The organism is Georgenia faecalis (genome assembly GCF_003710105.1).
GTDB classification, from domain to species: Bacteria; Actinomycetota; Actinomycetes; order Actinomycetales; family Actinomycetaceae; genus Georgenia_A; species Georgenia_A faecalis.
Genome location: NZ_CP033325.1, coordinates 797093 through 811573, shown reverse-complemented (window position 1 = coordinate 811573; position 14481 = coordinate 797093). Strand labels below are relative to the sequence as shown.

The window sequence follows — 14481 nt, the reverse complement described above, 5'->3', positions numbered from 1 at the left end:
GCCGCCTCAGCCGCGCTTCTTCGAGGACTTCGCCGCCTTCCGGCGCGCCTCCCGGTTCTGCCCGGCGGACGCCGCGGCCTGGGCGCTGGACTCGCCGCTGCCGGCGGCCTTCCCCGGGCTGCGCTCGGCGCGGACCGAGCGCGCGTTGTCGCCGTCGGTCGACGGGGCGGAGTACGTGAGGACGCTGGGGCGGGCCGGGGCGTCGAGACCGACGATCTCGGGCTCGGCGGCGGGCCGACGGTTCGCCGTGAGCGAGCGCTTGCCGGCCCGCTTGCCGCCCACCGGGACCTCGTCCTCGGTCGGCGCCGCGTCCGCGGCGCTCGGGGCGGGCACCCCGTCCTCCGAGGCGGGCACCCCGTCCTGCGGGGTGGGCGCCTCCTCCTGCGGGGCGGGGGCCGCGTCCTCGGCGGCCGGTGCCGGCGCCGAGGCGGTCACGCCGTCGCCGTCGGTGCTCTCGGGCTGACGGACCTTGACCTCGAGGTTGAAGAGGTAGCCGACCGACTCCTCCTTGATGCCCTCCATCATCGCCTGGAACAGGTCGTAGCCCTCGCGCTGGTACTCCACCAGCGGGTCGCGCTGGCCCATCGCGCGCAGCCCGATGCCCTCCTTGAGGTAGTCCATCTCGTAGAGGTGCTCGCGCCACTTACGGTCGAGGACGGAGAGCACGACGCGCCGTTCGAGCTGGCGCATGATCGGCGGGGTGACCTCCTCCTCGCGCCGCGCGTACGCCAGGCGGGCGTCGGAGGTGAGCTCCTCGACGAGCATCTCCGGCGTCACGCGGGTGGCGTGGCCTGCCTCGGCGAGGACCTCCTCGGGCGTGATGGACACGGGGAACGTCTGACGCAGCTCGGTCCACAGCGCCTCGAGGTCCCACGTGTCAGGGGTCCGGGCGCCCGTGTGCTCGGTGACGAGGTTGCGCACGGCGTCGTCGAGGAAGCTCTGGATCTGGTCGCGGAGGTCCTCCCCCTCGAGGACGCGACGCCGCTCGGCGTAGATGACGGTGCGCTGGCGGGAGAGGACGTCGTCGTACTTGAGGACGTTCTTGCGGATCTCGAAGTTGCGCGCCTCGACCTGCGCCTGGGCGCTTGCGATGCCGCGCGAGACGAGCTTGGACTCCAGCGGCATGTCGTCGGGGTAGGCCGAGCCGTCCATGACCCGCATCGCCAGCCCGGAGTTGAACAGCCGCATGAGGTCGTCCTCCATGGAGAGGTAGAACCTCGACTCCCCGGGGTCTCCCTGACGGCCGGACCGCCCACGCAGCTGGTTGTCGATGCGGCGGGACTCGTGCCGCTCCGTGCCGAGGACGTACAGGCCGCCGAGGGCGGTGACCTCCTCGTGCTCGGCGGCGACCGAGGTCTTGGCCGCCTCGAGGGCCTCGGGCCAGGCGGCCTCGTACTCCTCGGGCGTCTCCGTCGGGTCCAGGCCCCGCGAGCGCAGCGCGTCGATGGCGAGGTGCTCGGCGTTGCCGCCCAGCATGATGTCGGTGCCACGCCCGGCCATGTTCGTCGCGACGGTGACGGCACCCTTGCGGCCGGCCATGGCGACGATGGCCGCCTCGCGCGCGTGCTGCTTGGCGTTGAGGACCTCGTGGGGGATGCGGCGCTTGCGCAGCAGGGCCGAGAGCATCTCGGACTTCTCCACGCTCGTCGTGCCGACGAGCACCGGCTGGCCGGCCTCGTGGCGCTCGGCGATGTCCTCGACGACCGCCGCGAACTTCGTCGCGACGCTCTTGTAGACGAGGTCCGGCTGGTCGATGCGCAGCATCGGGCGGTTCGTCGGGATCGGGACGACGCCGATCTTGTACGTGCCGGAGAACTCCGCGGCCTCGGTCTCGGCCGTACCGGTCATGCCGGAGAGCTTGTCGTAGAGCCGGAAGTAGTTCTGCAGGGTGATGGTGGCGAGCGTCTGGTTCTCGGCCTTGATGGCCACGCCCTCCTTCGCCTCGATCGCCTGGTGCATCCCCTCGTTGTACCGGCGCCCCGGGAGCACGCGGCCGGTGTGCTCGTCGACGATGAGGACCTCACCGTTCTGGACGATGTAGTCCTTGTCCCGCTTGAACAGCTCCTTGGCCTTGATGGCGTTGTTGAGGAAGCCGATGAGCGGGGTGTTGAGGGACTCGTAGAGGTTGTCGATGCCGAGGTAGTCCTCGACCTTGGCGATGCCGGGCTCGAGGACGCCGACGGTCCGCTTCTTCTCGTCGACCTCGTAGTCGTCCTCGGCCTTCATGCGGGTGACGAGGCGGGCGAACTCGGCGTACCACTTGTTGACGTCGCCGGAGGCGGGCCCGGAGATGATGAGCGGCGTCCGGGCCTCGTCGATGAGGATGGAGTCGACCTCGTCGACGATGGCGAAGTGGTGGCCGCGCTGGACCAGCTCGGCCTCCGACCACGCCATGTTGTCGCGCAGGTAGTCGAAGCCGAACTCGTTGTTCGTGCCGTAGGTGATGTCCGCGGCGTACTGCTCGCGGCGCTCGTCGGGCCGCTGGCCGGAGACGATGCACCCGGTGCTCAGGCCGAGGAACCGGTAGACGCGGCCCATGAGCTCGCTCTGGTAGCTCGCCAGGTAGTCGTTGACGGTGACGACGTGGACGCCCTTGCCGGTCAACGCGTTGAGGTAGGCCGGGAGCGTCGCGACGAGGGTCTTGCCCTCACCGGTCTTCATCTCCGCGATGTTGCCCAGGTGCAGCGCCGCGCCGCCCATGAGCTGGACGTCGAAGTGGCGCTGGCCCAGCGTGCGTCGGGCCGCCTCGCGGACGGTCGCGAACGCCTCGGGCAGGAGGTCGTCGAGCGTCTCCCCCGCGGCCAGGCGCTCCTTGAACTCGTCCGTCTGGGCGCGCAGCTCGGCGTCGGTCAGCGACTCGACGGCCTCCTCGAGCAGGTTGACCTGCTGCGCCATCGCGGTGAGCTGCTTGAGGACACGCCCCTCGCCCATCCGCAGGATCTTGTTGAGGATCGAAGGCACGCGCGTTACTCCCGCTCGTCTCGGCCGTCCGCGCCGTCGTCGACGTCGGACGGTGCGCGCCCGGGCGCACACCTGCGCCCATGGTAGGCGCCCTGCGCCGCCCTCGTCCCGCCCCTTCCGTCCAGCGGTCCCCCGCACCCCCACTCCGTGATCATGGGGGCGCAGCGGCGGCGTGGTCGTGCGGACGGGCCGGACGCGCGGGCGCGCCCACCCGGGCGGGCGTCAGCCCAGGACGGCCGCCAGCGCCGGCGCCAGGTCACCGCGCGCGTCGGCCTCGACGACGACGTCGTCGAGGCGGAGCCAGTCCGCCATGGTGCGCAGCTCGGCGGCGAGCTCGACGAGCACGGTGCCGGCATCCGGCCAGCGCGCCGCGCCGTCGTTGTACGGCGCCTCGGCGAACGCGGTCCGCACGCGAAGCGCCCCGGCCTCGCGGTCGGCCTTGAGGTCGACCCGCGCGACGAGGTGCTCGCCGAGGAGGAACGGCAGGACGTAGTAGCCGTGGACGCGCTGCGCCGCCGGCGTGTAGATGCCGATCCGGTAGTGCATGCCGAAGAGGGCGAGCAGCCGGTCCCGTTCGAAGACCAGCGGGTCGAAGGGCGCCAGCAGCGCGCGGGCCTGCGTGCGGCGGGGTATCCGGGCCCCCGCCGCGAGCCAGGCGGGACGGTCCCAGCCCGCCACCCGCACCGGCTCCAGCTCACCGGCGGCGGCCAGCTCGGCGACCGCCTCGCGCGTGGGCGCCTGGGGCAGGCGGAAGTAGTCGGCGAGGCAGCGCACGCTCGCCACGCCGTGGGCGCGGGCAGCGATGCGCACGAGCTCGCGGGTGGCCTCCGCCGCGGGCGGCACCGCGAGCGCCCGGACGGTCGCCGGCAGCACCCGGGACGTGAGGTCGTAGGCGCGCTCGAACTGGGGCGTGCGGTGGGCGGCGGTGGTCTCGCCGACGGCGAACAGGTACTCCAGGGCCCGCTTGACCGCGCTCCAGCGCCAGCCCCAGCCCTCGCCACGGACGGCGTAGCGGTCGTCGAGCAGCTGCTCGACCTCCCGGGTGGTGACGGGTCCCGACCGGGCGATGACGTCGCGCACCTCCTCCACGAGCCCGGGGTGCTCGGCGTCGAGCTGGACGCGGCCGACGCGGCGACGCCCCACCCGCAGGAGCCGGTAGGTCTCGACGGGGACGAAGCACGCCTCGTGCGCCCATGCCTCCACGACCCGTCGGGGCGGACGACCCGCGGCCCGGTCGAGCAGCGTGGGGTCGTACGGGCCCAGGCGCGAGAACAACGGCAGCTGGTGCGCACGCGCGAGGACGTTGACCGAGTCAATCTGGAGGAGGCCGAGCCTCCGGACGGTCCGGGCCACGTGCGCGGACGTCGCGCTCCACGGCTCCGGCCGCGCGCGGTCCAGCCCCTGCGCGGCGACGGCGACGCGGCGGGCCTGGGCCAGGGTCAGGGTGCGCACGCCGCCGATCGTGCCAGGCGGTCGGCCCCGGCGGGCGCCCATCGGCCCGCGCGTCGCGGCCCGCGGCCCCTGCCCGCCCCTCCCCCATGGTGGCGCTGATCGCCACCCGGGGCGGGCAGGAGGCTCACGGCCCGGCGTGGTCCGGGCTCACCGCTCGGTCAGGACTCGCCCGCCGGCGCCGGGGCGACGACCGTGTTGAGCCGGATGACGCCGTAGGTCCAGCCGTGGCGGTGGTACACGGCGCAGGGCTGGCCGGTGTCCTCGTCGATGAAGAGGTAGAACGGGTGGCCGACGAGCTCCATCTGGTAGAGCGCCTGGTCGACCGTCATCGGGGTCGCCTCGTGCAGCTTCTGGCGGACGACGACCGGGGAGTCACCGAGCTGGGCCTCGACGGCGACACCGGGCTCCGTGGGAGCGACGGGCACCGTGGGCAGCTCCGGGGCCTCCTCCTCGACGACCGGCTCGGGCGCCGGGACGTCGACCGGCGTCGTGTCGCGCCGGCCGTGGTGGTCCTTGCGGCGGTCCCGCACGCGGCGCAGGCGCTCGAGCAGCTTCGCCGTCGCGAGGTCCAGGGCCGCGTAGCGGTCCCCCGCGCTGGCTTCGGCACGCACCGTGGGGCCTCGGTCGAGCACGGTCAGCTCGACCCGCTCGGAACGATCCGCGAGACGAGGGTTGCGCTCGTGGGTGAGCTCCACCTCGACGCGCTGAGCACGTGGGGCGAACTGCTCCACCTTCGAGAGCTTCTCCTCCAGGTGCTGGCGGAACCGTTCCGGGACCTCGGTGTTACGGCCGACGACGGCGATGTCCATGCTGACCTCCGTGGGGGGTTGTGGTGATCTGTGGGCCTAGGCCCAGGACGACAGCCCGCTCGAGGGCGGGCGGACGATGCGGCTATCACCTCCCCACCACCACGCCGCACGGGGCCGGAACGTCTCGGCCTCGCTGCGGGTGGCTTCCATGACCAAACGTTAGTAGACGATCCACCCCGCCGACACTTCGGGTCAGGTACCGTCCCGCCCCCCGGACGGGCCCCCCGGCCACCCCGCCGTCGTCCGGCCGCTCGGACCTGTGGCGGCAAGGACGAGGGCGCCGCGCACCGGGTGCCCGGCGGCGGCCAGCACCCGGGCGCACTCGGCGAGCGTCGCGCCCGTCGTCACGACGTCGTCGACGAGCACGACGTCGGCCCCCACGGGCAGGTGGGCGACGAGGCGGACGGTACCGCGCCGGTTGTCCGCCCGACGGCGGGTACCGAGCCCCGCCTGGTGGGACCGCCCGCCCGTGCGCCGGAGGGCATCGACGACGAGGACCCGCCGGCGCCGCCCCCGCCGTGGGAGGGAGCCGGCCAGCCCACGCCCGACGGCGTCGGCGAGGTCCGCGACGACGAGCTGCCGGCGCCACCGCCGCGCGCGGCCCGACGGGGCGGGCAGCACCACGACGTCGCGGACCCCGGCGAGGGCCAGCGCCGTGGCCCACGACGCCCCGGCCCGCTCCCCCGCCGCCAGGACCACCGGGGCGACGTCGGCCCGTCCCGCGCTCTTCCACGCCAGGACCACCTCGCGCACCGGCCCGGCGTAGGCGGCGACGGCCCACGTCGCCGGCCCGGCGTCGGCGAGGAGCGGCGCCTGGGCGTCGCACCGCACCGGTGGCCCGGCGAGGAGCTCGGCGCAGGCGGCGCACACGGCGACGTCCCAGGCCCCGCACCCCGCGCACTCGACGGGCAGCACGAGACCCAGGGCCTCACGGAGGGCGCCGAGGAGGGGACCGTCGCGGACCATGACGCCACCCTCGCGCGCCCCGCCGTCGGGGCAGGCGTCCGGCGAGCCCGCCGGTGGACGCCTCGGCGCCGGGGCGCGGTGGGGAGGACTCAGCCGGGGTAGGCGGGATCGGCCACGGCGGTGACCGCGAGGCTCCAGCCGAGGCCGTTGCGCTCGAAGAGCTGACCATCGGAGGTGCCGAGCAGGAGGGTGCGGTCGCCGGTCCCGGCGGTGACCGTCGTCGCCCGCTCCACGGCGGGCAGGTCCGTCGTCGGTCCCCCGACGGTGAGCAGGTGGACCGACGGCGCCTCGTCGGTCCCGCTCGTCCCCAGCACGGCGACGGTCTCCTCGTCGACCCAGGTGACGGCGCTCGCGCTGGTGAGGACCTCCCCCAGCCGCACCGGGTCGCCCAGGGCGCGGGGCGTGCCGTCCCGGTCCCGGACGACGGCGGCGATCTCCACGTGGGAGGCGCCCTCGCTCTCGCGGACGATGACGGCGCGGGCGCCCTCGCGCGAGACCCGCAGCGAGAGGATGTCGCTGCCGGCGAGCCAGCTGGCCTCGACGGGGACCGTGGCGCCGTTCTCGCGGGCGGCGACGAGCGCGCCGTCGCTGCTCCGCGGGCTCGTCCACACCCACCCGTGCCGGTCGACGGTGGGGGCGACGAGGTCGGGGCTCTCGACGAGGACGACGGGGGCCGCCTCGGTCGTGGCGACCGTGACGAGCCGGTCGGTCCCGTCGAGGACGACCATGGGCCCCTCGGCGTTCTCGTACGGGAGCGCGGGCGCGCGCAGCCTGGCGTCCGGCATGGGCAGCGCGCCGGACACGGGGACGACGTCCAGGCCGTTGAACCGGAGCAGCTCGTCGGCAGAGACGACGACGGGGTTGGCGGTGACGTAGGGGTTGCGCACGAGGACGGGCACCGGCTCCTCGAGCTCGAACGGCGAGCCGGCCACCGTCACCCGGACGGCCTGGACGGAGCTCACGGACCGCAGCGACGCCTCGAGCTGGGCCATGACGAGCCCCCGCTGCTCGGGCTCGGCGGCCAGCACCTCCGGGGAGAGGTCCACCTCCGCGATGCCCTCGAGGACGCTCACCGAGTCCACCGTGAGCCGGGTGCCCACCGGGATCGCACTCGTCACGCCGGCGGCGAGCCACGGCGAGGGACCCTCGAGCAGCCCGCGCACGACCGCGGTGGCGGCGTGCTGCTCGGAGAACCAACGGGTCTCGGGCACGAGCGCCTCGCGGTCCGCGGTGAGGAAGTACACCGGGAGCTGGGCGTACTGGGCGTCGAAGTCCGCCGGGGAGATGAGGATGCCGTCCTCGAGGTCGACGATGCGCCACTGGCCGTCGGCCCCCCGGACGAGGCTGAAGTCGAGGTCGACGGTGGTGTCCGGGGCGGCCTCGGTGTAGCGGCCCTCGGCGTCGATGCTCGCCACGGCGGTCGCGCTGGCGCGGACGGTCCCGTCGGCCGCCTGGGAGATCGCGATCTCGTCGCGCGCGGCGTGGACCCACACCTGAGCCCGGGGGTTCCAGGTGTGCGAGACGGGGCCGGCGAGAAACTCGCGCGCCATGGTGAACTCGTCGCCGGCGCCCGCGGCAACCGCCCGCAGGAAGCCCTGGACGATGGCCTGGGGCTCCGCGTCGGGCGCCGGGCCGTAGGCGACGAGCGCGACGCCGTCGGAGTCCGGCAGGTCGGGGTCGCCGGCGACGACCGGGCCGGAGCGCGGCAGGCTGGCGCACCCGGTGAGGAGCAGCGCGACGAGGGTGAGCACCGCGGCGAGGCGGCCGCGGCGGGTCATCGGCCCAGCCTCTCCAGGTCGCCGAGCTCGGGCGCGCCCACGAGGAGGACCTCGGACGAGGGCAGCTCGGCCGGGGACCCGGTGAGGCTCACCCCGGCGTTGCGGGGCAGGGTCAGCCGGAACGCGGCGCCCAGCCCGGGCTGCCCCCACGCCTCCAGCCACCCGCCGTGCAGGCGCGCATCCTCCAACGAGATGGCCAGTCCGAGGCCGGTCCCGCCGCTGGTCCGGGCGCGCGCGGGGTCGGCGCGCCAGAAGCGGTCGAAGACGCGCTCGGTGTCCTCCAGGCTCATCCCCACCCCGTGGTCGCGCACGAGGACGGCCACCGCCTGCTCGTCGACCCCCACGGTGATGTCGATGGGCCGTCCCTCGCCGTGCTCGACGGCGTTGACGAGGAGGTTGCGCAGGATCCGCTCGACCCGGCGCGGGTCGATGTCCGCGGTGCAGGGGCGACCGGGACCGGTGACGGTCACCGTCGACCCGCTGCGCTCGGTGAGCGGAGCCGCCATCTCGACGACGTGCTCGACGACGGAGACGAGGTCGCGCTCCTCGACGTCGAGGACGGCCGCGCCCGCGTCGAACCGGCTGATCTCGAGGAGGTCGGTGAGCATCGACTCGAAGCGGTCGAGCTGGGCGTAGAGGAGCTCGGCGGAGCGCCGCGACGCCGGGGAGAAGTCCTCGCGGGCCGCGTTGAGGACCTCGGCGGCCATCCGGATGGTCGTCAGCGGGGTCCGCAGCTCGTGCGAGACGTCGGAGACGAAGCGCTGCTGGAGGCGGGAGAGCTCGGCGAGCTGCTCGATCTGGTCGTGCAGGCTCTCCGCCATCCCGTTGAACGAGCGGCCGAGCGTGGCGAGCTCGTCCTCGCCGCGCACCTCGATGCGCTCGTCGAGCCGGCCGTCGGCGAGGCGCTCGGCGGTCTGCGCCGCCTCCCGCACGGGGAGCAGCACGCGGCGGGTGATGAACCACGTCATCGCCCCGAGGAGGACGACGAGCACGCCGGCCCCGACCGCGAGGACCCGCATGACCAGCAGGAGCGTCTCCTCCTCCGGCCCCAGGGAGTACACGCTGTAGAGCTCGTACGTGCCGACGACGGGCAGCGTGACCGGTGACCCGACAATGATCCCGGGGGCGTCCCCCATGGACTCGAGCAGAGGGACGGACTGCCAGTGCTGGCCGCCGTCGGTGACGACGGCCTCCCGCAGCACGTCGGTGAGGACGGCGGGGTCGAGGAGCCGGGTGTCCGTCACCGAGTCGTTGATGAGCACCTGCGACTGCTCCTGCGGCGAGCGCAGCAGCATCATCCCGACGGTGCCCGATCCCGAGCCCTGCATGGAGACGATGAGGTCGTTGGCGAGGGCCTGGACCTGCGGCCCGGTGTTCGCCGTCGCCGCGTCGAAGCGCTGCTGGGCGCTCGCCGCGCGGGCCGCGGCGTCGGCCAGGACCTGGTCGCGCCGTTCCTCGAAGAGGCCGTCGCGGATGGTCATCGTGACGAACAGGGCGAGGACGGCGAGGGCGCCCAGGCCGACGAGGCCCGTCATCGCTCCCACCCGCAGCCGCAGCGAGGAGCGCCAGCGGGTCGCGGCGCGCTGCGCGAGGGCGCGCGCGCGGTCGGTCGGTGCCACCGGCGTCCCCCCTTCGCCCGTGCCGTCCACGGACTCCGTCACCGCTGCGGCGCCCCCGCGCGGTAACCGACACCGCGAACGGTGACGACCACCTCGGGCCGCTCGGGGTCCTTCTCGATCTTGGCCCGCAGCCGCTGCACGTGGACGTTGACCAGACGCGTGTCGGCGGCGTGCCGGTAGCCCCAGACCTGCTCGAGGAGGACCTCCCGGCTGAACACCTGCCACGGCTTGCGGGCGAGCGCCACGAGCAGGTCGAACTCGAGCGGGGTGAGACCGATCGCCTGGTCGCCGCGCAGGACGCGGTGGCCGGCGACATCGATGACGAGGTCACCGATCTCCAGGCGCTCGGCGTCGACGACCTCCCGGCGCCGCAGCCGGGTCTTCACGCGGGCGACGAGCTCCTTGGGCTTGAACGGCTTGGAGATGTAGTCGTCGGCGCCCGCCTCCAGGCCGGTGACGACGTCGGTCGTGTCGGACTTCGCCGTGAGCATGACGACGGGGACGTCAGACTCTGCCCGGATGAGCCGGCAGACCTCGACGCCGTCGAGGCCGGGGAGCATGAGGTCGAGGAGCACGAGGTCGGGCTGCTCCGCCCGGACGGCGTCGAGCGCCTGGGCGCCGTCCGCGCAGAAGGCGGCTTCGAACCCGTCGGCGGCGAGCACGATCCCGATCATCTCGGCGAGCGCGGTGTCGTCGTCCACGACGAGGATGCGGGCAGTCATCAGGCCATTCTCGCACCCGGGCCCCGTCCCGGGGAGACGCCCGGCCGTGGATGTGTCGAAGGCGACGGTGAGCGGCCCCTCGCGTGGGACGATGACCGCCTCAGCACAGGATCACCGCCTCACCGCAGGTGGAAGGGGAACGATGAGCGAGCGGCCGCAGGAGCGGAACGACGGGCCAGGTGGCCCGCCGGACCCGCAGTACGGCCAGTACGGCCCCCCGCGGCCCGGGGCGCCCGCCCCAGACCCCCAGTACGGCCAGTACGGGGCCCCCGCCCCGGATCCGCAGTACGGCCAGTACGGGGCGCCCGCGACCGGCTACGGCCAGTACGGGGCCCCGCAGGACGGCGGTTACTTCGGTCCGGGGTTCACGCAGGTGCCCGCGGCCATGCAGCCCGGGATCATCCCGCTGCGCCCGCTCACGCTCGGCGAGATCTACGACGGAGCCTTCCGGGCGATCCGGACCAACCCCGGGGTGATGTTCGGACTCTCCGCCATCGTCGTCGCCCTCAGCACGGTCATCGAGCTCGTCGTCGTGGGCGCCTACCTCTCCGACCTCGAGTCCGTCCTGCTCTCCAGCTCGCTGTCCAGCTCCGCGGACCTCGTCGACGCGTTCAACCCCGGCATGCTCGCCGGTGCGCTGCTCGCCTCGGTCGTCACCGGCTTCGCGACCGTCGTCCTCACCGGCCTGCTCATCCTCTCGGTGAGCGAGTCGGTCATCGGGCGCCGCGCCCCCATCGGCGAGGTCTGGCGACGCGCCCGCGGGCAGGTGTGGCGCCTGCTCGCCCTCACCGTGCTCCTGTGGGTCGGCGCCATGGTCCTCACCTTTGCCGGCGTCTTCGCCCTCGCCTTCCTCGTCGCCGGCCTCACCACCCTCGCCGGTGACTCCGTCGCGCTCGCCGTCATCGTGACGATCGTGGCCTTCCTCGCCCTGGCCCTGCTCCTCGCGTACCTCGGGGTGCGCACGATGCTGGCGCCGCCGGCGATCATGCTCGAGCGCTCGCACGTCTTCGCGAGCATCGGGCGGTCGTGGCGCCTCACCCGCGGCCACTTCTGGCGGCTCCTCGGGATCATGCTGCTCACCCTCGTCCTCCTCGGGATCCTCCAGGGCATCCTCACGGTGCCGTTCTCCATCGTCGGCTCTCTCGGCGGTGCCGGAGACGTCACGTGGCCGCTCATCCTCAGCGTCGTCGGGCAGTCGGTGGCGTCCGCGGTCGCGATCCCGTTCGTGGCCGCGGTCCTCGCCCTGCTCTACATCGACGTGCGGATGCGGACGGAGGCGCTCGACGTCGAGCTGGCGCGGGCCGCCCAGGGGTCCTGAGCGTGCCCTCCCTCCCCCTCGTGGTGACCCCGGACGCCGACGAGGCCCGCCGCTGGGCCGAGGACGAGCTCTCCCGGAGCGTCTACTCCACCGAGCCGGGGCTGGTGGACCGCGCCTGGGAGTGGTTCGTGCGCCAGCTCGAACGGCTCCTCAGCCTGGACGCCTCGGCGCCCTCCAGCCTCGTCCCCCTGCTGCTCGTCGTGGGCGTCGCGGTGCTCCTGGGGGTCGCGCTGTACCTCTCGGGTCCCGTGCGCGCCCGGCGTCGCGCCACCTCGGCCTCCGCCGTCGTCTTCGAGGACGGCAGCACGAGCGCTCAGCTCACCGCCCTCGCCGACGCGGCCGCGGCGGCGGGCGACTGGTCCCGGGCCGTCCTCATGCGGTTCCGGGCCGTGGTGCGCGCGCTGGACGAACGCGCGCTCCTCGACGACCGGCCGGGCCTCACCGCCCACGAGGCGACCACGGCGGCGGCCGTCCGGCTCCCCGACCTCGCCGGCGACCTCGACCGCGCCGGACGCCTCTTCGACGCCGTCTGCTACGGCCACGCCACCCCCGGTCCGGCGGACGACGCCGGGCTGCGGGCCCTCGCCGAGGCGGTCGGCCGCGCCCGGTCGGTGCCCGACCCCGCACCCGCGTGGGCGGGCGGGCGATGAGCACCGTCGCGCCGCCCACCGCCGCCGGGCCCACCGCCGCCGCACCCGCCGCCGCCGCCGTCGGCCCGCCCACGGCGCAGCCCGGGGGCCACGCGCGTGCGCGACGTCGCCGGCCGTGGTTCCCCGTCGTCGCCGTGGTGGTCCTCCTGGCGAGCATCGTCCTGCTCGTGCTCGCGCGCTCCACCACCTCGGCGCTCGACCTCTCCCCCGACAACCCCCAGCCGGGCGGCGCGATGGCCGCGGCGGAGATCCTCAGCCGCGAGGGCGTGCACATCCGGACGGTGCGGACCACCGACGACGCCATCGCCCTCGCGGGGCCCGGGACCACCCTGCTCGTCACCGCGACCAACGAGCTCACCGGCGACCAGCTCTCCGCGCTGCGCGGGACGCAGGCCGACCTCGTCCTCACCGACACGGCCTACGCCGTCGGCCTGGACGCCCTCACCTCCGCCGTCGAGCCCGACCCCGCCGGGTCCCGTGACGCCGTCACGGCGCAGTGCGCGGACCCCGACGCCGTCGCCGCCGGGCGCATCTCCGGCAGCACCGGCGGCCTGCGCGCCCTCACGGACGATGTCGAGGTCTGCTTCCCCGCCGGCGACGACGCGGGGGCGTACGCCGTGTGGGAGCAGGACGGGCGCACGGTCCGGGCGCTGGCCGACTCCAGCCTCCTCACCAACGCGCGCCTCGCCGAGGACGGCAACGCCGCCCTCGTCCTGCGCACGCTCGGCCACCACGACGAGCTGGTCTGGTACCTGCCCACCCCGGGTGACGCCACCGGCGCCTCCGCGGGCGGACCGCAGCTGCTCCCGCCGGAGGCCGGGGTGGTCGGCCTGCAGCTCCTCGTGCTCGCCCTCGCCCTCATGGCGTGGCGGGGACGCCGGCTCGGCCGGGTGGTCACCGAGCCGCTGCCCGTCGTGGTCCGCTCGGCGGAGACCACCCGGGGGCGCGGACGGCTCTACCGCCGCTCCCGCGCCCACGCCCACGCCGCCGCCGCGCTGCGGGCGGGGTGCGCCCACCGCCTGGCCCGCAGCCTCGGCCTGCCCCGCTCCGCCGCCGCCGGCCCGCTGCTCGAGGCGGCCGCCCGGGCCACCGGCCGGTCCGAGGACGAGCTCGGGGCCCTCCTGTACGGACCGCCGCCCACCGACGACGCGGGCCTGCTGGCCCTCGCGCACACGCTCGACACCCTGGAAAGCGAGGTTCACCGATCGTGACCCTTCCCCCCGCCACCGACGGCGCCCCCTCGGTCACCGCGGCACCCGATGCCCGGGCGCGACTGACCCAGCTGCGCCACGAGGTCGCCAAGGCCGTCGTCGGTCAGGACGCCGCCGTCACGGGGCTCGTCATCGGCCTGCTGTGCCGCGGCCACGTCCTCCTCGAGGGCGTTCCGGGCGTCGCCAAGACGCTGCTCGTGCGAACCCTCGCGGCGAGCCTGGAGCTCGATACCAAGCGCGTCCAGTTCACCCCCGACCTCATGCCCGGCGACGTCACCGGCTCCCTCGTCTACGACGCACGGACGGCCGAGTTCTCGTTCCGGGCCGGGCCGGTCTTCACCAACCTCCTCCTCGCCGACGAGATCAACCGCACGCCCCCCAAGACGCAGGCCTCCCTCCTCGAGGCCATGGAGGAGCGGCAGGTCACCGTCGACGGCGAGCCGCTGGCCCTGCCGGACCCCTTCATGGTGGTCGCCACGCAGAACCCGGTGGAGTACGAGGGCACCTACCCGCTGCCGGAGGCCCAGCTCGACCGGTTCCTCCTCAAGCTCGTCCTCCCGCTGCCGGAGCGCGCCGACGAGATCGAGGTGCTCGCGCGCCACGGTCGCGGCTTCGACCCCCGCGACCTCACCGCCGCGGGGGTGCGGGCCGCCGCGGGCCCGGCCGACCTCGCGGCGGCGCGCGCGCAGGTGGCGCGGGTCCAGGTGGCCCCCGAGGTCCTCGGCTACGTCGTCGACCTCTGCCGCGCGACGCGCACGTCGCCGTCGCTGTCGCTGGGCGTCTCCCCGCGTGGCGCCACGGCGCTGCTGGCGACGTCGCGCGCCTGGGCGTGGCTGTCGGGGCGCGGCTACGTCACGCCCGACGACGTCAAGTCCCTCGCGCACGCCACGCTGCGCCACCGCGTGCAGCTGCGCGCCGAGGCCGAGCTCGAGGGCGTCACCGCCGAGACCGTGCTCGACGGCGTCCTGCGCACCGTCCCCGTCCCGCGCTGAGCC

Annotated in this window: 11 protein-coding genes; 4 read left to right on the top strand and 7 right to left on the bottom strand. The window is 74.7% G+C overall.

From position 1 onward, the window contains the following. Window positions 1–6: 6 nt before the first annotated feature. The 7 genes from secA to mtrA form a co-directional block, all read right to left on the bottom strand. Entirely contained in the window at window positions 7–2961 is a 2955-nt protein-coding gene (gene secA, locus EBO36_RS03390; protein WP_122823369.1) for a preprotein translocase subunit SecA, read from the bottom strand. Between the two features lie 222 nt (window positions 2962–3183). Continuing rightward, window positions 3184–4413, bottom strand: coding sequence for a winged helix-turn-helix domain-containing protein (locus tag EBO36_RS03385; protein WP_244925352.1), 1230 nt, complete (start codon window positions 4411–4413; stop codon window positions 3184–3186). A 158-nt stretch (window positions 4414–4571) separates the two neighbouring features. Beyond that, window positions 4572–5222 carry a ribosome hibernation-promoting factor, HPF/YfiA family gene (gene hpf, locus EBO36_RS03380; protein ID WP_122823367.1) on the bottom strand — a complete coding sequence of 217 codons (651 nt, stop codon included), beginning with the start codon at window positions 5220–5222 and terminating at the stop codon, window positions 4572–4574. 192 nt (window positions 5223–5414) lie between these two features. After that, window positions 5415–6188, bottom strand: a complete 774-nt coding sequence (locus tag EBO36_RS03375) for a ComF family protein (protein WP_187695837.1) — start codon at window positions 6186–6188, stop codon at window positions 5415–5417. 89 nt (window positions 6189–6277) lie between these two features. After that, on the bottom strand, window positions 6278–7966 hold the full coding sequence (locus EBO36_RS03370; protein ID WP_122823366.1) for an LpqB family beta-propeller domain-containing protein: 1689 nt from the start codon (window positions 7964–7966) through the stop codon (window positions 6278–6280). Beyond that, complete coding sequence (gene mtrB, locus EBO36_RS03365; protein WP_241237138.1) at window positions 7963–9585, bottom strand: MtrAB system histidine kinase MtrB; 1623 nt, start codon at window positions 9583–9585, stop codon at window positions 7963–7965. Before mtrB ends, EBO36_RS03370 begins: the two co-directional genes overlap by 4 nt. Window positions 9586–9623: 38 nt before the next feature. Further along, window positions 9624–10307: an MtrAB system response regulator MtrA gene (gene mtrA / locus EBO36_RS03360; RefSeq protein ID WP_122823365.1), complete on the bottom strand. Its 684-nt coding sequence runs from the start codon at window positions 10305–10307 to the stop codon at window positions 9624–9626. A gap of 142 nt (window positions 10308–10449) precedes the next feature. Here mtrA and EBO36_RS03355 point away from each other — a divergent pair, with 142 nt between their 5' ends. From EBO36_RS03355 to EBO36_RS03340, 4 genes are read left to right on the top strand one after another with little or no spacing between them, the layout of a single operon-like run. Beyond that, entirely contained in the window at window positions 10450–11625 is a 1176-nt protein-coding gene (locus EBO36_RS03355) for a glycerophosphoryl diester phosphodiesterase membrane domain-containing protein (RefSeq protein ID WP_122823364.1), read from the top strand. Between the two features lie 2 nt (window positions 11626–11627). Then, the gene (locus EBO36_RS03350; protein WP_241237139.1) at window positions 11628–12275 is read left to right on the top strand and encodes a DUF4129 domain-containing protein; all 648 of its coding nucleotides are present in this window, start codon (window positions 11628–11630) and stop codon (window positions 12273–12275) included. After that, window positions 12272–13486: a DUF4350 domain-containing protein gene (locus tag EBO36_RS03345; RefSeq protein ID WP_222928762.1), complete on the top strand. Its 1215-nt coding sequence runs from the start codon at window positions 12272–12274 to the stop codon at window positions 13484–13486. Before EBO36_RS03350 ends, EBO36_RS03345 begins: the two co-directional genes overlap by 4 nt. Further along, window positions 13483–14478 carry an AAA family ATPase gene (locus tag EBO36_RS03340; protein WP_222928761.1) on the top strand — a complete coding sequence of 332 codons (996 nt, stop codon included), beginning with the start codon at window positions 13483–13485 and terminating at the stop codon, window positions 14476–14478. The genes EBO36_RS03345 and EBO36_RS03340 overlap by 4 nt, the downstream gene beginning before the upstream one ends. Window positions 14479–14481 lie beyond the last annotated feature (3 nt).